This is a genomic window from Variovorax paradoxus, assembly GCF_009498455.1.
Lineage (GTDB): Bacteria > Pseudomonadota > Gammaproteobacteria > Burkholderiales > Burkholderiaceae_C > Variovorax > Variovorax paradoxus_H.
On record NZ_CP045644.1, the window covers coordinates 6,168,028 to 6,186,878 of the forward strand.

Genomic DNA, 18,851 nt, shown 5'->3' on the forward strand with positions numbered 1-18,851 from the left:
GGGCTACACCTTCACAACCGTTCCTGCCCCTGCGGTGGTTCCGGCATGCCGAGCTTTTCCTTGCGGATGGCCTCGTCGTCCATGAGTTCGTACCACATGGCGTTGAGCACGGCGAAGGCGGCTGCCAGCGGCAGGCCGAGGATCCAGGCGAAGTACCACATATCTTTTTCCTTCCCGTTTCAGTAGGCGTGTCCGCTCTCGTCGCGGATGGCTTGCTCGTCGACCTTGCCCCACAGCACGTGATAGACCCAGGTGGTGTAGCCGATGATGATCGGGATGAAGATCACGGTGACCACCAGCATGATGAACAGCGTCAGGTGGCTCGACGATGAATCCCACACCGTGAGGCTGGCGCGCGGGTCGATCGACGAAGGCAGGATGAACGGGAACATCGACGCGCCCACGCTGAGGATGATGCCGGCGATGCCCAGCGCCGCCGTGAGCAGCGCCAGCCCTGGCCGACGCAGCACCAGCCCGAGCAATGCACCCAGCGTGCCGACGAAGCCCGCCACCGGCGCAGCAATGGTCCAGGGGTGCGCCGCGTAGTTGCCCATCCAGGCGCCGGCATGCAGCTCGACGGTCTTGAGCATCGGGTTCGACGGGCCCACGGTGTCGACCACGCTGCTGATGCGAAAGCCCCCGATGCCCATCGCCAGCCACACGCCGGCCAGTGCGTAGAACACGAGCGTGAGCACGGCCGCGACCATGCCGTAGCGGCGCGCGCGCTCGGCCACCGGGCCTTCGGTCTTGAGCAGCAGCCACGCCGAGCCGTGCATCACCAGCATCGCCACCGACACCAATCCGCAGAGGATGGCGAAGGGGTTCAGCAGGCCGAAGAAACCGCCGTCGTAGAAGATGTGCATGTCGGCGCCGAAGCGGAACGGCACGCCCTGCAGCACGTTGCCCACGGCCACGCCGCTGATCAGCGCGGGCACGAAGCCGCTGAAGAACAGCACGCCGTCCCAGCGCGCGCGCCACTGCGGCGACTCGCGCTTGCTGCGGAACTTGAAGGCCACCGGCCGCAGGATGAGCGCCGACAGGATCACGAACATCGCCAGGTAGAAGCCCGAGAACGACACGGCGTACAGCTGCGGCCAGGCCGCGAAGACGGCCCCGCCGCCCAGGATCAGCCAGACCTGGTTGCCTTCCCACACCGGGCCCACGCTGTTGATGACGACGCGGCGCTCGATGTCGTTGCGGGCCGCGAACGGCAGCAGCATGCCGGCGCCGAGGTCGAAGCCGTCGGTCACCGCGAAGCCGACCAGCAGCACGCCGATCAGCAGCCACCAGATGAAGCGCAGGGTGTCGTAGTCGAGAAGTGTGTGGAGGATCATGCGGCGCTCCCGGTCGAGGCAGAAGAGGAAGGCACGGCGGCGCGCGCCGGCGGAATGTGCGAGCGGGCATCGCCCTCGGTGGGCGCGTGCTCGGTCTGGGGGCCCTTCTGGATGGCCTTGAGCATCAGCTTCATCTCGATGATGAGCAGCGTCGTGTAGATCGCGATGAAGCCCGCGAGCGTGATCAGCAAGGTCGTCACGCCCAGGTTCGACACGGCCACCGCGGTCGGCAGCACGCCTTCGATCACCCAGGGCTGGCGCCCGTATTCCGCCACCAGCCAGCCGGACTCGATGGCGATCCACGGCAGCGGAATCGCCCACACCGCGACCTTGAGCAACCAGCGGTGGCGGTCGAGCGCGCGGCGCGCCGACAGCACGAAGAAGGTGCCGGTCAGCAGGATCAACAGCATGCCGATGCCCACCATCACGCGGAACAGCCAGAACAGCGGCGCCACCTGCGGCACGGTGTCCCATGCGGCCTTGGCGATCTGCTCGTCGGTGGCTTGGCGCGGATCGTCCACGTAGCGCTTGAGCAGCAGCGCGTAGCCCATGTTGATGCCGTTCTCTTCAAAGTCGCCGCGCACGCCCTGCGTGACCTTGTCGGCACCGCCGGCCTCGCGGATCTTCTGCAGCGCGTCGTAGGCCTTCAGGCCCTCGCGGATGCGGGCCTCGGCGCGCTTCACGAGCTCGTCGATCCCGGGCATCACGGTGTTGAGCGAGCGCGTGCCGATGAGGCCCATCACCGCCGGGATGTGAATGGCGTAGTGCGTCTCGCGCGCCTTCTGGTCGGGGAAGCCGATCACGGTGAAGGCGGCGGGCGCGGGCTGCGTTTCCCACATGCCTTCGATGGCGGCCAGCTTCATCTTCTGGTGTTCGCCCGAGAGGTAGCCGCTCTCGTCGCCGAGCACCGCCACCGACAGCGCGGCGGCGAGGCCGAACGACGCGGCCACGGTCATCGATCGCTTGGCCAGTTCGATGTGGCGGCCCTTGAGCAGGTACCACGCCGACACGCCGAGCACGAACACCGCGGCGCACACGTAGCCCGCCGACACGGTGTGCACGAACTTGGCCTGCGCCACGGGGTTGGTCAGCACGGCGGCGAAGTCGGTCACCTCCATGCGCATGGTCGCGGGGTTGAAGGCCGCGCCCACGGGGTTCTGCATCCAGCCGTTGGCGATGAGGATCCACAGCGCCGAGAAGTTGGAGCCGATGGCCACGGCCCAGGTGGCCGTGAGGTGGCCCACCTTGGAGAGCTTGTCCCAGCCGAAGAAGAACAGGCCCACGAAGGTCGCTTCCATGAAGAAGGCCATGAGCCCTTCGATGGCCAGCGGCGCGCCGAAGATGTCGCCGACGTAGTGGCTGTAGTAGCTCCAGTTCATGCCGAACTGGAACTCCATCACGATGCCTGTGGCCACGCCCATCGCGAAGTTGATGCCGAACAGCACGCCCCAGAACTTGGTCATGTCGCGCCAGATGACGCGCCCGGTCATCACGTAGACCGTCTCCATGATGGCCAGGATGATCGACAGTCCGAGCGTCAACGGCACGAACAGGAAGTGGTACAGCGCCGTGACGGCGAACTGCAGGCGCGAGAGCGCGACGATGTCAAGGTCCATGGGGCTTCCTTTGTGTGTTCTGTGTTCGGTCGGTATCGGCTCGGGTCAATCGGGTCGCAGGCCGCGCAGCGCGGCCTCGAACGCGTCGGTGCCACGGCGCAGGTCGGCCACGATGCGGCCCCGCGCCATGCACACGAGGCGGTCGGCCAGCGCGGCTTCGCGGCGCAGGTGCGTGGCGATCAGCAACGTGCGCGCGCCGGCCTGCTGCGCCAGGCGCTGCAGCACGTCGTGTGCGGTGGCGGCATCAAGCGCCTCGGTGGGTTCGTCGAGCAGCCACAGCGGCACGGGCCGCAGCAGCAGACGCGCGAGCGCGAGCCGGCGCGACTGCCCGCCCGAGAGGCCCAGGCCGCCTTCGCCCAGGCGCGTGTCGAGCCCGGTGGCCAGCGCGCGCACATCGGCGTCGAGGCCGGCGGCGTGCAGCACGGTCCACAGGTGCTCGTCGCTGGCGTGGGGATCGGCGAGGCGCAGGTTGTCGCGCAGGCTGTCCTGGAAGAGTTCTGTGCGCTGGGTCAGCAGGCAGGCCGGTTGCGCCTGCACGTGGCCGGCGCGCGGCGTGAGATCACCGGCGATCACTGAGAGCAGCGTGGACTTGCCTGCGCCGCTGGCGCCGACCAGTGCAACGCGCTCGCCATCGTTCAGATGCAGCGACACGCTGCTGAGCACTTCGACAAGGCTGCCGGGGTGGACGACGGTGAGCTGGTCGACCTGCACCGCTGCCGTTCGCTCGATGTGGGAGGGACGCGCCCCCTCCTCCACCGACGGGTCCAGCCGCGGCGCCAGCCGGCGCACCGCCAGCCACGTGCGTCCTGCATCGAGCGCGCCACGCCTCAGCGCCGCGAAGGGTTCAGTGGCGGTGAGCGCGATCAGCAAGGCAAGCGCTGCGCCGGGTGCGCCGATCACGCCTTCGCTCACCAGTGCGCCGACGGCCAGCAACACGCCGACCAGCGTCAGGGTGCCGGCGCTGCCGTAAGCAAACCCAGCCGCAGCTTCGAGCTTGTTCAGCGCAAGGTCGGCCTGCGCGAGGTGCGCGTCGGCATTCATCAGCGCGGCGCGCTGGGCGTCGAGCCGGCCCGCCATCGCGAGGTCGGCCTGGCCTGCGACCAGATCGACGGCCCGCGCGCGCAACGCCTCGACGGCATGGGCACGCTGCCGCGCCGGCCGCCGCGCACGCCGTGCGATGACGTACGCCAGGCCCCAGCCGATGGCGCAAAGCCAGAGCGCGATCGCCACGCCCATCCCCACATGCATGAAGCCGAGCACGATGCCCGCCAGCAGCGCCGCACCCGCTGCGGCAGCGGCGGGGACGAACAGGCGCAGGTACAGCGACTCCAGCGCATCGATGTCGGACGTGAGGCGGAACAGCAGCCGCGCCGGCCGCATCAGCAGATCGCGCGCGGCCTCGGGACGGGCCCAGCCGCGAAACAGCCGCACACGCAACTCGGCGAGCACGGCGAAGGTGGCGTCGTGCGTGACGAGCCGCTCGCCGTAGCGCGAGCCCGTGCGTCCGAGCGCCAGCAGCCGGATGCCGGCCGACGGCATGAAGACATCGAAGGTGAAGGCCGTGGCCGCGTGCAGGCCCGCGAGCGCGGTCGCGGTGATGAACCAACCCGACAGGCCCAGCAGCGCCATGCCCGCGAGCACGGTCACGGCAGCCAGAAGGCAGCCCAGCAGCAAGGCACGCGGCTGCGTCGCGAGGAAGGGACGCAGCACGAGGCGCAGGTCGCGCCAGCGGGGGGAACGGGTTGCGCGGTTGCTCATGCGGCCTTCTCCACCCGCGGCTGCGGGCCGAGGCTCACGGTGCGGTCCATGCGCGCGGCCAGCACCGGGTCGTGGGTCGAGACGATCAGCGTGCGGCCGCGGGCGAGCGTCACCAGCGCATCGGCCACGCGCGCGGCGGTGGCGGTGTCGAGGTGGGCCGTGGGCTCGTCGGCCAGGATCAGGTCGGCATGCGGATGCACCGCGACGCGCGCCAGCGCCAGCCGCACGGCCTCGCCGCCCGACAGGCCGCTGCCGCCCTCGCCCAGCGCGGTGCCGGGATGGGCCTGCGCCACGTCGTCGAGCGCCGCGAAACGCATCGCCTCGGCGACCTCGGGCGCGCCGATGTCGGCACGGCCCAGCGCCACATTGGCTTCGACCGAGCCGGCGAAGACGTGCGGCTTCTGCCCCATCCACGCCGTGCGCTGGCGCAGTGCTGCGGCCGTGTGTTCCGTGAGCGGCACGCCGCCGATGGCGATCTCGCCATGCGTGACCGGCATCAGCCCCGCGAGCAGCGAGAGCAGCGCGGTCTTGCCCGATCCGCTGGGGCCGGTCAGCGCGATGTGCTCGCCGGCGCCGATGCGCAGCTCGTAGCCGTCGAAGAGCGCCGTCGACTCGCCGGGCCAGGAGAAATGCAGCGCGTGGACCGTCACGGCCGGTGCGGCGCCCGCGCCGGCGGCACCGGTGGCCGCGCGCGTGACCGCGACGCCTGCGCCGGGCAACGGCAGTGCGCCGCGTTGCAGGTCGTCGAGCGCCTGCAGCGCCGCCTCGCCCGCCGCGCGGTCGTGCCACACCGCCGACAGCTCGCGCAGCGGCTCGAAGAACGCCGGCGCCAGCAACAGCACGAACAGGCCTTCGCCCAAACTGAGCTGCTGGCCCCACGCGCCGAAGCCGAGCGAACCCAGCAGATGGAAGCCAACGTAGACCGCGACCAGCGCCACCCCCAGCGCGGAGAACAGCTCCAGCACCGCCGACGACAGGAACGCGATGCGCAACACCGCCATCGTGCGTTGGCGCAGCGACTGCGCGGAGGCACCGAGCCGGTCGGCCGTGGCATCGACGGCGTCGAGCGCGCGCAGCGTGGCGAGGCCGCGCAGGCGGTCGAGCAGGAAGGCGTTCATGCCGCCCATCTCGACCATCTGCGCCTCGCTGGCCGCCTTGGCGCGCCAGCCGACGATGGCCATGAAGATCGGGATCAGCGGCGCCGCCATCAGCAGCACCAGCGCCGCGGCCCACGAGAACCAGGCGACGGCAGCGAGAAGGAACAGCGGCACCACCGTCGCACGCCAGCGCGCGGGCTGGTAGCGCATGAGGTACGGCACCAGCGCCTCGGCCTGTTCGGCGAGCACGCTGGCCGCAAGGCCGGAGGGCGCGCGTTCACGGTCGAGCGGCGAGCCGGCCGCCAGCGCGGCTGCGGTCTGCGCGCGCAAAGTGGTCAGTTGCGCCCGCGCGCGGCCGAAGGTGCGGCGCACGCCCCAAGCTTCGCAGCCCGCGCGCAGCAGACCGAGCAAGAGGATGCCCAGCGCTGGCCCCAGCACGGCCGCCATGCCGTCGCCGCTTGCCAGCCCCTGGACCGCCATCGCCAGCAACGCCGCCTGCGGCAACCACGCGAGCGCGGCGGCGCCTTGCACCACGCTGCCGATGTCGGGCGACGTGAAAGCCTTCAGCGGCGACCGTGGCGGCGTTTTTTCCGTCATTCCTTGAGTTTGTGTATTTTCAGTATTTCCTGAAAGTTTCACAATCATACACACGACAAGCACTTGGCGCAGACTGCCCGCTCTGAGGCCCCAAGGCAACAGATTTGCAAAGATTTGGAAAGGAAAATGTCCGCGTCCGAGCGGGCGCGGCACGCTTCAGTACGACACGATGAGGCCGCTGACGAGCAATGCGGCAAAAAGTGTGCATACGCTGCGCAGCGAGGCCGGCCGGGCTTCGACCTCCCGGTACAGCAGCACCGCGGCGCCCACCGACAGGCCGAAGGTCGCGACCATGCCGAGCAGATCGACCCACGGCCCGTGCGGCCCCAGCGCCGCCACCAGCGCATTCACGGCGAGCAGCACGGGGAAATGGATCAGGAACAGCGAATAAGAAATGCGGCCCAGCTGCTGCAGCGGCACGGCAGCTGCGGGCCAGTGCGCGGGCGACAGCCATTGCCGGCGTTGCGCCACGGCGATGAGCAGCGCGGTGACCAGCGCGATGGCGATGCGGCTGCGCCAATCGATCATGAGCGCGCCCACGCCGACCAGCGCCAGCAGCGCGACGGCGCCGTGCCAGGTGCTGGCGCGCGTGGCACGGCCGACCCAGAAGGCCAGCATGCCGAGCCCGTAGGCGCCGAAGAAATAGAACGCCGTCTCGTCCAGCCGCGCGTGCCGGTTGAACAGCGCGAGCGAAGCCACCGCCACGAGGAACACCAGCGCCACGGGCGCCCAACGCGCGACCGAGGTGGGCTGGCGCAGCACGGCGGGCAACCCGACCAGCGCGAGCGCCAGCGCGAACAGCTGGAAGTCGATGGCCACGTACCAGACACCGGTCGACAGCGACTCGTAATTCAGCAGGTCCTGCAGCAGCAGGCCGTGGGCCAGCATCTGGCCGAGGCCCGGCTCGGCCGGCACCACCTCTTCACCGAGCCATGGCCGTGCCACCTCGGCCACCAGCACGCACACCGTGAGCGCCGCGAGGTACGGCATGACCAGCCGGCCATAGCGCTGGAAGAGCCTGGACAGTGGCCGGTCCGCCCGAAGCATGCCGTCGGGCGCGAGGCTCGCCGCGGCGAGAAAGCCGGCGATCACGAGGAACACCTGCACCGCGAGCCGGCCATCGTCCGCCAGCCAGCCGAAGAAATTGGGCGCGAGCACCTGCGCGCCGGCCGGCATCGGGCCATAGCGCGCGAGGTGGTGCCCGACGATCAGCGCACAGGCCAGGCCCTTGACCACGTCGAGCAGCGGCATGCGCGCCTGCCGCGCCGTCGCGGGCGCCCCGCTGACCGCGACGGTCGCTGCCGTTGCGTGCGAACCGCTCAAAGCGCCAATCGCTGTCGTGCTTCCTGGTACTCGCGCTTGAGCTTCTCGATGAAGGCGCCTGCGCTCGCCACTTCGGTGATCGCGCCAATGCCCTGGCCCGAGCCCCAGATGTCTTTCCAGGCCTTGGCCTTGCTGCCCTCGCCGCCGCCGAAGTTCATGGTCGTCACGTCGCCTTCGGGCAGGTTGGCCGGGTCCATGCCGGCCTTGACGATGCTGGGCGCGAGGTAGTTGCCGTGCACGCCGGTGAACAGGCTCGAATAGACGATGTCGTCCGAGTTGCCGTCCACGATGGCCTGCTTGTACTCGTCGCTCGCGCGCGCTTCTTCGGTCGCGATGAAGGCGGTGCCGATGTAGGCGAAGTCGGCGCCCATGGCCTGCGCCGCGAGCACCGCGCCGCCGGAGGCGATGGAGCCCGACAGCGCGATCGGGCCGTCGAACCACTGGCGGATTTCCTGCACCAGCGCGAACGGGCTCTTCACGCCCGCATGGCCGCCGGCACCGGCCGCCACGGCGATGATGCCGTCGGCGCCCTTCTCGATCGCCTTCTGCGCGAACTTGTTGTTGATGATGTCGTGCAGCGTCACGCCGCCGTAGCTGTGCACCGCGTCGTTCACGTCGGTGCGCGCGCCCAGCGAGGTGATGACGATCGGCACCTTGTACTTCACGACCATCTCCATGTCGTGCTCCAGGCGGTCGTTGCTCTTGTGCACGATCTGGTTGATGGCGAAGGGCGCGGCCGGCTTGTCGGGGTTGGCCTTGTTGTAGGCCGCGAGCTCTTCGGTGATCTCGATCAGCCACTCTTCGAGTTGCGCGGCCGGGCGGGCGTTGAGCGCCGGCATCGAGCCGACCACGCCGGCCTTGCATTGCGCGATCACGAGCTTGGGGTTGCTGATGATGAACAGCGGCGAGCCGATGATCGGCAGCGGCAGGTTCGCCAGGACAGAAGGCAGCTTGGACATGTCGTCTCCGGGAAGGGGTTCGGTTTTATAAGAGCAAGGGGCCGCTGCCGCCCGTCAGGTGGGCGACAGCGGCAGGCGCGTCAGAACGCGTCGAGCGCCAGCGCCGTGACGCTGTCGGCGCCTTCGACGATGCTGTCGCGAATGCCCGGCACCTTGTTCAGGATGTGCTCGGCGTAGAAGCGCGCGGTGGCGATCTTGGCCTGCATGAAGGCGACGTCGACGTTGTGCGAGGCCTGGTCCTGCGCCACGATGAGCGAACGCGCGAGCTGCCAGCCGGCCACGAGGTTGCCCGCGAGCATGAGGTACGGCACGCTGCCCGAGAACACGGCATTCGGCGAAGCCTTGGTCTGGCCGGCGACGAAGTCGACCACGTCGATGAACGCCAGGCGCGCGGCGGTCAGGCGCTTGAGGACGGCTGCGGCCGCAGCGCTGTCGCTCTTGGCGAGCTCGGCTTCGGTCTTCTCGATCTGCGCGGCAATCGCCTTGGCCGTCTGGCCGCCGTCGCGCGCGGTCTTGCGGCCCACGAGGTCGTTGGCCTGGATCGCGGTGGTGCCTTCGTAGATCGTCAGGATCTTCGCGTCGCGGTAGTACTGCGCCGCGCCCGTCTCCTCGATGAATCCCATGCCGCCGTGCACCTGCACGCCCAGCGAGGTCACTTCGAGGCTCATCTCGGTGCTGTAGCCCTTCACGAGCGGCACCATGAATTCGTAGAAGGCCTGGTTCTGCTTGCGCGCGTCGGCATCGGGATGGTGGTGCGCGGCGTCGTACGCAGCGGCGGCCACCGAGGCCATCGCGCGGCAGCCTTCGGTGTAGGCACGCATCGTCATCAGCATGCGTTTCACGTCCGGGTGATGAATGATGGGCGCGCTGGCGTTGATCGAGCCATCGACGGGGCGGCTCTGCACGCGGTCTTTCGCGTAGGCCACGGCGTGCTGGTAGGCACGCTCGGCAATCGCGATGCCCTGCATGCCGACGGCGTAGCGGGCCGAGTTCATCATGATGAACATGTACTCGAGGCCGCGGTTCTCCTGGCCCACGAGATAGCCGACGGCGCCGCCGTGGTCGCCGTACTGCAGCACGGCGGTCGGCGAAGCCTTGATGCCCATCTTGTGCTCGATGCTCACGCAGTGCACGTCGTTGCGTGCTCCGAGCGAACCGTCGGCGTCGACCATGAACTTCGGCACCACGAACAGGCTGATGCCCTTCACGCCTTCAGGCGCGCCGGTCACGCGGGCCAGCACGAGGTGCACGATGTTCTCGGCCATGTCGTGCTCACCGTAGGTGATGAAGATCTTGGTGCCGAACACCTTGTAGGTGCCGTCGGGCTGCGGCTCGGCGCGGCTGCGCACCATGGCCAGGTCGCTGCCGGCCTGCGGCTCGGTGAGGTTCATCGTGCCGGTCCACTGGCCGCTCACGAGCTTCTCGAGGTAGATGGCCTTGAGCTCGTCGGAGCCGGCGGTGAGCAGCGCCTCGATGGCGCCGTCGCTCAGCAGCGGGCACAGCGCGAAGCTCATGTTGGCCGAGTTGAGCATTTCGCCGCAGGCCGCGCCGATGGTCTTGGGCAGGCCCTGGCCGCCGAAGTCCGCCGGATGCTGCAAGCCTTGCCAGCCGCCCGACACGTACTGCGCGAAGGCGTCCTTGAAGCCCTTGCTGGTGGTGACCTCGCCGTCCTTGAAAGACGAGGGGTTGCGGTCGCCTTCGACGTTCAGCGGCGCCACCACGTCCTGGTTGAAGCGCGCGCACTCTTCGAGCACGGCCTGTGCGGTTTCGAGGCCGGCGTCTTCAAAGCCGGGCAGCTTGGCGATCTCGCCGATGTTGGCCAGGTGCTCGATGTCGAACAGCATGTCCTTGAGGGGGGCGGTGTAGCTCATGTCTCTTCTCTCCAGGGGCCGCGGCGTATGCGGCAGATGTAAAAAAGGCATCGCGAACGATGCCTTCTGGCTCCATGCGCTGAAGCGATCAGAGCGCCTTCACGAGTTCCGGCACGGCCGTGAACAGGTCGGCCACGAGGCCGTAGTCGGCCACCGAGAAGATCGGCGCCTCTTCGTCCTTGTTGATCGCGACGATGACCTTCGAGTCCTTCATGCCGGCCAAGTGCTGGATGGCGCCCGAGATGCCTGCGGCGATGTACAGCTGCGGCGCAACGATCTTGCCGGTCTGGCCCACTTGCCAGTCGTTCGGGGCGTAGCCTGCGTCCACTGCGGCGCGGCTGGCGCCGAGGCCGGCGTTGAGCTTGTCGGCCAGCGGGGCCATCACTTCGGTGAACTTCTCGGCGCTGCCCAGCGCGCGGCCACCGGAGACGATGATCTTGGCGGCGGTCAGTTCGGGGCGCTCGCTCTTCGTGACTTCACGGCCCACGAAGCTGCTCTTGCCGCTGTCTGCAACGCCTTCAGCCGTTTCGATCGCTGCGCTGCCACCGGTGGCGGCTGCGGCGTCGAAGCCGGTCGTACGAACCGTGATCACCTTGGTGGCGTCGGTGCTCTGCACGGTGGCGATCGCGTTGCCGGCGTAGATCGGGCGCTCGAAGGTGTCGGGGCTGTCGACCTTGGTGATGTCGCTGATCTGCGCCACATCGAGCTTGGCGGCCACGCGCGGAGCGACGTTCTTGCCGTTGGCGGTCGAGGGGAACAGGATGTGGCTGTAGTTCGCTGCGATTGCGAGCACTTGAGCAGCGACGTTCTCGGCGAGGTTTTCAGCGAGGCTCGGGCTGTCGGCAGCGATGACCTTGGACACGCCGGCGATCTGCGCGGCGGCCTTGGCGGCTTCGGCGGCGTTGGCACCGGCCACGAGGATGTGGACGTCGCCACCGCAAGCCAGGGCTGCAGTCACGGTGTTGAGGGTGGCCGGCTTGATGCTGGCGTGGTCGTGTTCGGCAATGACGAGTGCGGTCATGTTCGTTTCTTCCTCAGATCACTTTGGCTTCGTTCTTGAGCTTGTCCACCAGGGTGGCAACGTCAGGCACCTTGATGCCTGCACCGCGCTTCGGCGGCTCGCTGACCTTCAGTGTCTTCAGGCGGGGCTTGACGTCCACGCCCAGGTCTTCAGGCTTGAAGACGTCGAGCTGTTTCTTCTTGGCCTTCATGATGTTGGGCAGCGTGACATAGCGCGGCTCGTTCAGGCGCAAGTCGGTCGTGATGACCGCGGGCAGCGTGAGCGTCAGCGTTTCCATGCCGCCGTCGACTTCGCGAGCGACGGTGACCTTGTCGGCTGCGAGCTCGACCTTCGAGGCGAAGGTGGCTTGGGGCAGGTCGGCCAGCGCAGCCAGCATCTGGCCGGTCTGGTTGGCGTCGTCGTCGATCGCTTGCTTGCCGAGGATGATCAGCTGGGGTTGTTCCTTGTCGACCAGCGCTTTCAGCAGCTTGGCAACCGCCAACGGCTGCAGCTCTTCGGTGGTCTCGACCAGGATGCCGCGATCAGCACCGATGGCCATCGCGGTGCGCAGGGTTTCCTGGCACTTGGCGTCACCGCACGAGACGGCGATGACTTCGGTCACGAGGCCCTTTTCCTTCAGCCGCACCGCTTCTTCGACAGCGATCTCGTCGAAGGGGTTCATGCTCATCTTGACGTTGGCAATGTCCACCCCGGTGCCGTCGCTCTTGACGCGCACCTTCACGTTGTAATCGACGACCCGTTTGACAGGCACAAGAACCTTCATTGACTTGACTCCATTGGATTGCAAAAAGGGGGGCTTCGAGAGCAGCCGGCCATTTTAGGACGCCAGCCTTGGCTGCTACTCCATTCTTCTTGTCGGCCTCGAAGGCCGAAAAAAGAACGATCGTGCTTTTCCGTGATTATAAAACAGCGGGAGGCGCTGCGGCCACACCCGCCGGCAAAGATTCCACTCGCAGCACCCGCTGCGGATAGGGAATGTCAATGCGGGCGGCCCGCAGTCCTTCGAGGATGGCGATGTTGATGGCCGAGCGCACGTTGTCCTTGCCCTTGTCAGGGTCGGCGACCCAGAAGTTCAGGCTGAACTCCAGGCCGTCGGGCGCGAAGGTGACGAGGTAGGCCACGGGCGCCGGGTCGGTCATGACGCGCGGCTGGGCCTTGGCGGCGTCGCACAAAATGCCCTGCACCTGCGCCACGTCGCTCTCGTAGCCGACGACGATGTTGGTCGCGATGTTGAACTTGCGGTCGGCCAGCGACAGGTTCTCGACCCGGCTGGTGATGAGCGATTCGTTCGGCACGATGGCCTCGCGCCCGTTGCCCGCGCGAATGAGCGTGTAGCGCGTCTTGATGTCGGTGATGCGACCCTCGAAGGTGTCAACCTTCACGTTGTCGCCGATGCGGATCGAGCGCTCCAGCAGGATCACGAAGCCGCTCACGTAGTTGGCCGCCAGCTTCTGCAGGCCGAAGCCCAGGCCCACGCCGAGCGCACCGCCCAGCACCGACAGCGCCGTGAGGTCGACCCCCACCGCCGACAGCGCAAACAAGAGGCCGATCAGCAGCAAAAAGGCGCGCACCGCATTCGACGCCACCTTGCGCATCGACAGGTCGCTCACGGCCTCGCGCAGGATGCGTTTTTCGATGGTGCTGGCGATCCACAGCGCGACCATCAGCACCAACCCGGCCGACAGCGCGCCCTGGATGATGGTCTGCAGGCTCACGCGGGTCTTGCCGAAGGCCAGCGTGATGTCGTCGAGCTCGGCCAGCACGGGCGGCAGCAGGCCGACGATCCACAGGACGGCGGCGATCCAGGCCAGCCACGAGATCGTGCGTTCGATCAGCCGCACGAGGCTGGAGGTCGGGAACACGGCGCGCAGCACCCGCGCGAACAGCCGGATGACCGCCAGCGACAGGAACACCGGCACGGCGATGCGCAGCACCAGCACCACGGGCAGCACATCGAGCGCCACGCGGCGCGCGATACCGGTGAGCACCAGCGCGAGCAGCGGGAACAGCAGGCCGTCGAAGGTGCGCTCACCGAACCAGATCGAGTCTTTGGGCTGGTCGCGCCCGAACCATTTGCACACGGCCCATGCCACGGCCACGCAGCTCACGAGCACGGCCAGTTCGATGCCCAGGCCGTGCGCGTCGACCTGTTTCAGGCGCAGAAGGAAGTCGTCGAAATTGAAAGTCATCGGTGAAAGAAACATGGCGCCCCGCGGGCGCCGTCTGCGTTAGAGGTCTGCCAGCACGCGGATGTGCGCTTCCACGCTGCGCGCCAGGGCGTCGAGGTGGTAGCCGCCTTCGAGCAGCGAGACGATGCGCCCGCGCGCATGGCGCTTGGCGACATCGCGCACGCGGCCGGTGATCCAGGCGAAGTCGTTTTCGTTGAGGCCGAGCTGACCGAGTTCGTCTTCGCGGTGGGCGTCGAAACCGGCGCTGATGAAGACCATCTGCGGCTTGAAGGCGTCGAGCCGCGGCATCCAGATCGCCTCGACCAGCTCGCGCACGTCCATGCCCTTGGTGTAGGCCGGGATCGGCAGGTTGAGCATGTTCGAGGCCGGGTGCTCGGTGCCGCTGTACGGATAGAACGGATGCTGGAAGAACCCGACCATCAGCACGCGCGGGTCGTTCGACAGGATGTTCTCGGTGCCGTTGCCGTGGTGCACGTCGAAATCGACGATGGCCACGCGGTCCAGGCCGTGCACCTCAAGTGCGTGCCGCGCGGCAATGGCCACGTTGTTGAAGAAGCAGAAGCCCATGGCCTGCTCGCGGCAGGCATGGTGACCCGGCGGTCGCACGGGGCAGAAAGCGTTCTCGACCTCGCCAGCCATCACGGCATCGGTCGCCGCGACGGCGGCACCGGCGGCGCGGCGCGCGGCCAGCAGGGTGAATCGGGTCAGCACGGTGTCGGGGTCGACCTGTGCATGGTCGGGGCCACCAGCGGGGGCGTCGGCCACGAGGCGCTGCTGCAGCTCCTCGAGGTGTTCAACGTGCGCGTGGCTGTGGGCCCGGGTGATCTGTTCCAGCGTGGCCAGGGGCACTTCGCCCCGCGCCAGTGCGTCGCCGACGCCGGTCAAAAGCAACCGGTCTTCGATGGCATCCAGCCGCTCAGGGCATTCGGGATGCCCGTTGCCCATGTCGTGCTTCCAGAAGTCGCGATGCGTGAAGTAGCCTGTCTTGCCCATCTCTCGCCGTGTCTCGTGTCGTCGCGTCTAGACCTCACACGGCATGGGGCCGCAGGGTCTTACGGTATCGTTTGCATATGGATACAAATATGGACGTAGCCGCGAAGCTAGCCTCTTTGCTGAGTCAGCTTAACACGGTGATTGTTGGCAAAGATGCCCAAGTGCGCGACTGCGTGGCCTGTTTGCTGGCCGGCGGACACCTGCTGATCGAGGACGTGCCGGGGGTCGGCAAGACCACCCTGGCGCATGCGCTCTCGCACACTTTCGGCCTTCAGTTCTCGCGCGTGCAGTTCACGGCCGACCTGATGCCGGGCGACCTGTCGGGCGTGGCGATCTACGACCGGGGCCAGCAGGCCTTCGTGTTCCACCCCGGGCCGATCTTTGCGCAGGTGCTTCTGGCCGACGAAATCAACCGCGCCAGCCCCAAGACCCAGAGCGCGCTGCTCGAGGCGATGGAAGAAAAGCAGGTCACGGTCGAGGGCGAGACCCGCCCCCTGCCCTCGCCCTTCTTTGTGATCGCCACGCAGAACCCGCAGGACCAGCTCGGCACCTTCGCGCTGCCCGAGTCGCAGCTCGACCGCTTCCTGATGCGCATCTCGCTGGGCTACCCCGACCGCGCCGCCGAGCGCCAGCTGCTTGCGGGCGCCGACCGCCGCGAGATGCTCGCCGGCCTGCCCGCCCTGTTGACCGCGGGCGAACTCACCGCCCTGCAGCAGCGCGTGCAGCAGGTGCATGCGGCCGAGCCGCTGCTGAACTACCTGCAGGACCTGATCGCCGCGACCCGCTCGGGCCGCTGGTTTTTGCAGGGCCTGTCGCCGCGCGCGGGCATCGCCGTGCTGCGCGCCGCCAAGGCGCAGGCGCTGCTGGCCAACCGCAACTACGTGGCGCCCGACGACATCCAGGCCGTGCTGCCGCAGACGATCGCGCACCGCCTCACGCCCGTGGGCGACGCGGGCCGCGGTGCGGTCGAACAGGTGCGCGCGATGATTGCCGCGGTGCCCTTGCCGTGAACCGTGTCGGCGTCCTGCGCTCGCGCATCGACGGCTGGTTCCTTTCGCGCCGGCCGCCGTCGGACACGCTCGAGCTCACCCAGCGCAACGTCTACATCGTGCCGACGCGCGCCGGCTGGACGCTGGCGGCCACGCTGCTGGTGCTGCTGGTGGCGTCGATCAACTACCAGCTCAACCTGGGCTACCTGCTCACCTTCCTGCTGGCAGGTTGCGTCGCGGTGGGCATGCATGTGTGCCACGCCACGCTGCGCGGGCTGGCGCTGCGCATGGTGCCGCCCGAGGCGCAGTTCGCGGGCGCCGCGGCGGTGTTCCGCGTGGTGCTGCACAACACGCGGCGCAGCGTGCGCTACGGCATCGGCATGGCCGTGCGCGGCAGCGGCCAGTGGGCCTGGACCGACGTGCCGGCCGAAGGCACGTCCACCGTGGAGATCGCCTTCCAGCCCGAGCGGCGCGGCCTGCACCCGGTGCCGCCGCTGACGGCCGAGACGCGCTTTCCGCTCGGCACCTTTCGCGTGTGGACCGTCTGGCGGCCGGCCGCGCAGATGCTCGTGTACCCGACGCCCGAGGCCCATCCGCCGCCGCTGCCGCCGGGCGAACCGCTCTCGGGGCCCGCCGCCGCGTCGGCCGCGATGCGGGCACAGAACGCCGGCGAGTACGACGGCGTGCGCGCCTACCGCCGCGGCGACCCGCTCAAGCTCGTGGTCTGGAAGAAGGCCGCGCGCGCCCAGGCCAACGGCTCCGAAGACCTCGTGAGCCGCGACACGCAGCACACGCAGCGCGAAGAACTCTGGCTCGACGCGCAGGCCGCCGCACTGCCCGACACCGAGGCCCGCCTCTCGCGCCTGTGCGCCTGGGTGCTGATGGCCGACCGGCTCGGCGTCGACTACGGCGTGCGCGTCGCCGGGCGCACCGTGAAGCCGTCGCAGGGCGAAGCGCACCGGCGTGCCTGCCTGGAAGCGCTGGCGCTGTGCGCATGAACGAGGTCGCTGCATGAACCGGGTCGCACGCGAACTCACCGCACTGCCAAGGGACGCACGGGACACGCTGTTCCTGCTCTGCGTCATCGGCCTCATCCTGCTGCCGCAGGTGAACGAACTGCCCTGGTGGTGCTCGGCCATCACGGCCATGGTGCTGCTGTGGCGCGCCTCGCTGGCGGTGCAGGCACGCCCGCTGCCCAGCAAGTGGTGGCGCATCGCGCTGCTGGCGCTGGCGCTGGCCGGCACCTACGCCACCTACCGCACGCTGCTGGGCCGCGACGCGGGCGTGACGCTGGTCGTGTGCCTGCTGGCGCTCAAGACGCTGGAGCTGCGCGCGCGGCGCGACGCCTTCGTGATCTTCTTCCTGGGCTTCTTCGCGATGCTCACGAACTTCTTCTATTCGCAATCGCTGCTCACCGCCTTCACCATGCTGCTGGCGCTGCTGGGCCTGCTGACGGCGCTGGTCAACGCCCACATGCCGGTGGGCCGGCCGCCGCTGATGCAGGCCGCGCGCACGGCCGGCTGGATGGCGCTGGCGGGCGCGCCGGTGATGCTCGCGCTGTTCCTGCTGTTCCCACGCTTCGCGCCGCTGTGGGGCACGCCGAGCGACGCCATGGCCGGACGCAGCGGGCTGTCGAACACGATGCGGGTCGGCACCATCGCCGAACTGGCGCTGGACGGGAGCATCGCGGCGCGCATCAAGTTCGACGACAACCGCGCGCCGCCGCAAAGCCAGCTCTACTTCCGCGGTCCGGTGCTCGCGCAGTTCGACGGACGCGAATGGACGGCGCTGCCGACGTGGGCGCGCAGCGGGCAGTCGGTGTCGAACCTGCGCACACGCGGCGAGCCGGTGCGCTACGAGGTCACGCTCGAAGCCAGCCAGCGCCCGTGGCTGCTCACGCTCGATGCGGCGCCGCGCGCGCCCGCGCTGCCCGGCTACGAGGTCATCGGCACATCCGACCTGCAGTGGTTCGTGAACCGGCCGGTCACCGACCTCGTGCGCTACCGCGCAGAAAGCCATCCGCAGTTCGAAAGCGGCCCGGTCACGCGCACGGGCAGCCGGCTCCAGCCCTACCTGGCGCTGCCGCCCGGCAGCAACCCGCGCACCGCCGAACTCGCCGCCCAGATGCGCGCCGACCCCGCGCTGGCCGGCGCCGATGCACAGGCCTTCGTGCAGGCCGCGCTGCAACGCCTGCGCACCGGCGGCTACACCTACACGCTGGAGCCCGGCGTGTACGGCAACGAGACCGCCGACGAATTCTGGTTCGATCGCAAGGAAGGCTTCTGCGAGCACATCGCCTCGGCCTTCGTGGTGCTGATGCGCAACCTGCAGATTCCGGCGCGCATCGTCACCGGCTACCAGGGCGGCGAACTCAACAACGTCGACAACTACTGGGTCGTGCGCCAGAGCGACGCGCACGCCTGGGCCGAGGTGTGGCAAGAGGGCACGGGCTGGGTGCGCGTCGACCCGACCGGCTCGGTCGCGCCGGGGCGCATCGGGCAGTTCCAGCGCCTCACGGCGCAGCCCGGCCTTTTCGCAGGCGCCATCGGCGTCATGAGCCCGACGCTGGTGCAGAACCTGCGCGCCGCCTGGGAAGCCGTGAACAACGGCTGGAACCAGTGGGTGCTCAACTACACGCAGAGCCGCCAGCTCGACCTGCTCAAGACCCTCGGCTTCAACGCCCCGAGCCTGGAAGACCTGGCCTACGTGCTGCTGTACCTGCTGGTGGCCGCAAGCCTGGCCGGCGCCGGCTGGACGCTGTGGGAACGCAGCCAGCACGACCCGTGGCTGCGGCTGCTGGGCCGCGCCCGTGCGCGCCTGGCGAAGGCCGGCCTGCCGCTGCCCGAGACCGCGCCGCCGCGGCAGATGGCCCAGGCGGCCGACGCCCGCTTCGGCCCCGCTGCGCAGGCCGTGCGCGACTGGCTGCTGAAGCTCGAAGCCCAGCGCTATGCGCCCACCACGCCCGCGTCGCTCGCCGCGCTGCGCGCCGAGTTCCGCCGGCTGCCCTGGCCGCCCACACCGCCGCGCGCCTGACACGCAGGCCACGCGGCTGCAACCACATGTGTCGCCCGAAAGTGCGCATGCGCACGGGCGGCACAATCGTG

At 68.8% G+C, this 18,851-nt stretch carries 15 protein-coding genes; 3 read left to right on the forward strand and 12 right to left on the reverse strand.

Going from position 1 to position 18,851, the window contains the following annotated elements; all coding sequences use genetic code 11:
* Positions 1-11: 11 nt before the first annotated feature.
* From cydX to GFK26_RS28555, 12 genes are all read right to left on the reverse strand, one after another.
* On the reverse strand, positions 12-161 hold the full coding sequence (gene cydX, locus GFK26_RS28500) for a cytochrome bd-I oxidase subunit CydX (protein WP_153284927.1): 150 nt from the start codon (positions 159-161) through the stop codon (positions 12-14).
* 18 nt (positions 162-179) lie between these two features.
* Positions 180-1,334, reverse strand: a complete 1,155-nt coding sequence (cydB, locus tag GFK26_RS28505) for a cytochrome d ubiquinol oxidase subunit II (protein WP_153284928.1) — start codon at positions 1,332-1,334, stop codon at positions 180-182.
* Entirely contained in the window at positions 1,331-2,950 is a 1,620-nt protein-coding gene (locus GFK26_RS28510) for a cytochrome ubiquinol oxidase subunit I (protein ID WP_153284929.1), read from the reverse strand. The genes cydB and GFK26_RS28510 overlap by 4 nt, the downstream gene beginning before the upstream one ends.
* A 45-nt stretch (positions 2,951-2,995) precedes the next feature.
* Entirely contained in the window at positions 2,996-4,708 is a 1,713-nt protein-coding gene (locus tag GFK26_RS28515; protein WP_153284930.1) for an amino acid ABC transporter ATP-binding/permease protein, read from the reverse strand.
* Positions 4,705-6,402 (reverse strand): thiol reductant ABC exporter subunit CydD, encoded by a 1,698-nt coding sequence (gene cydD, locus GFK26_RS28520; protein WP_153284931.1) that lies wholly within the window; start codon positions 6,400-6,402, stop codon positions 4,705-4,707. The genes GFK26_RS28515 and cydD overlap by 4 nt, the downstream gene beginning before the upstream one ends.
* 156 nt (positions 6,403-6,558) lie before the next feature.
* Positions 6,559-7,653 carry an acyltransferase family protein gene (locus tag GFK26_RS28525; protein WP_153286140.1) on the reverse strand — a complete coding sequence of 365 codons (1,095 nt, stop codon included), beginning with the start codon at positions 7,651-7,653 and terminating at the stop codon, positions 6,559-6,561.
* A 68-nt stretch (positions 7,654-7,721) separates the two neighbouring features.
* Positions 7,722-8,684, reverse strand: a complete 963-nt coding sequence (locus GFK26_RS28530; RefSeq protein WP_153284932.1) for an NAD(P)H-dependent flavin oxidoreductase — start codon at positions 8,682-8,684, stop codon at positions 7,722-7,724.
* Positions 8,685-8,764: 80 nt separating this feature from the next.
* Positions 8,765-10,555: an acyl-CoA dehydrogenase gene (locus GFK26_RS28535; protein WP_153284933.1), complete on the reverse strand. Its 1,791-nt coding sequence runs from the start codon at positions 10,553-10,555 to the stop codon at positions 8,765-8,767.
* 88 nt (positions 10,556-10,643) lie between these two features.
* Positions 10,644-11,576 (reverse strand): electron transfer flavoprotein subunit alpha/FixB family protein, encoded by a 933-nt coding sequence (locus tag GFK26_RS28540; RefSeq protein ID WP_153284934.1) that lies wholly within the window; start codon positions 11,574-11,576, stop codon positions 10,644-10,646.
* Positions 11,577-11,589: 13 nt separating this feature from the next.
* On the reverse strand, positions 11,590-12,339 hold the full coding sequence (locus tag GFK26_RS28545; protein WP_153284935.1) for an electron transfer flavoprotein subunit beta/FixA family protein: 750 nt from the start codon (positions 12,337-12,339) through the stop codon (positions 11,590-11,592).
* A 136-nt stretch (positions 12,340-12,475) separates the two neighbouring features.
* Complete coding sequence (locus GFK26_RS28550; protein WP_153284936.1) at positions 12,476-13,765, reverse strand: mechanosensitive ion channel family protein; 1,290 nt, start codon at positions 13,763-13,765, stop codon at positions 12,476-12,478.
* 39 nt (positions 13,766-13,804) lie between these two features.
* Entirely contained in the window at positions 13,805-14,758 is a 954-nt protein-coding gene (locus tag GFK26_RS28555) for a histone deacetylase family protein (protein ID WP_153284937.1), read from the reverse strand.
* A gap of 89 nt (positions 14,759-14,847) precedes the next feature.
* On the opposite strand from GFK26_RS28555, the gene GFK26_RS28560 reads away from it, so the two are divergent.
* The 3 genes from GFK26_RS28560 to GFK26_RS28570 are packed head-to-tail and all read left to right on the forward strand — an operon-like array spanning position 14,848 to position 18,780.
* A complete protein-coding gene (locus GFK26_RS28560) occupies positions 14,848-15,768 on the forward strand; it encodes an AAA family ATPase (RefSeq protein WP_153284938.1) in 921 nt (306 codons plus the stop codon).
* Positions 15,765-16,745: a DUF58 domain-containing protein gene (locus GFK26_RS28565; RefSeq protein ID WP_153284939.1), complete on the forward strand. Its 981-nt coding sequence runs from the start codon at positions 15,765-15,767 to the stop codon at positions 16,743-16,745. Before GFK26_RS28560 ends, GFK26_RS28565 begins: the two co-directional genes overlap by 4 nt.
* Positions 16,746-16,758: 13 nt before the next feature.
* On the forward strand, positions 16,759-18,780 hold the full coding sequence (locus GFK26_RS28570; RefSeq protein WP_153284940.1) for a transglutaminase TgpA family protein: 2,022 nt from the start codon (positions 16,759-16,761) through the stop codon (positions 18,778-18,780).
* Positions 18,781-18,851 lie beyond the last annotated feature (71 nt).